The 318-nt window shown below is 60.7% G+C and carries 1 protein-coding gene; it reads right to left on the bottom strand.

All coding sequences use genetic code 11. The features are described 5' to 3' along the window. Nucleotides 1-14: 14 nt before the first annotated feature. A partial coding sequence (locus NHL53_RS14555; RefSeq protein ID WP_433777616.1) for a WXG100 family type VII secretion target occupies nucleotides 15-318 on the bottom strand: 304 nt, incomplete at its 5' end.

Here is a 318-nt window from a genome sequence, read left to right as displayed (position 1 = left end):
CCTGCTCGCCCGGATCAGCCACCCGCGAGCTGGTCATCCAGATCACGGATCGCATCCGCCATCTGACGCAGCGCATCCGCCATCCCCGTCACCCCATCAGCGGCCTCCTTCATGCCACTGGTGAGATCCTCATACCCATCCTTGAACTTCCCCGACGCCTTCTCCGTCTTGAAGCCATCCTCGACGAGGTCATCCACATGACCCTGCAGCTCATCCAGCAACGTGTCGATCGACTCCTTGCCGTCATCCAGCTTCTGAGCCGTCGTCTCCATCTCGTCGTAAGTCGCACCGAAATCACTCACGGCACACACCCCCATC

The sequence above is a fragment of the Microbacterium sp. gxy059 genome (assembly GCF_050958665.1).
In the GTDB taxonomy this organism is placed as follows: domain Bacteria; phylum Actinomycetota; class Actinomycetes; order Actinomycetales; family Microbacteriaceae; genus Microbacterium.
The sequence above is the reverse complement of the archived record's forward strand: the minus strand, read 5'-3'. Positions and strand labels throughout refer to the sequence as shown.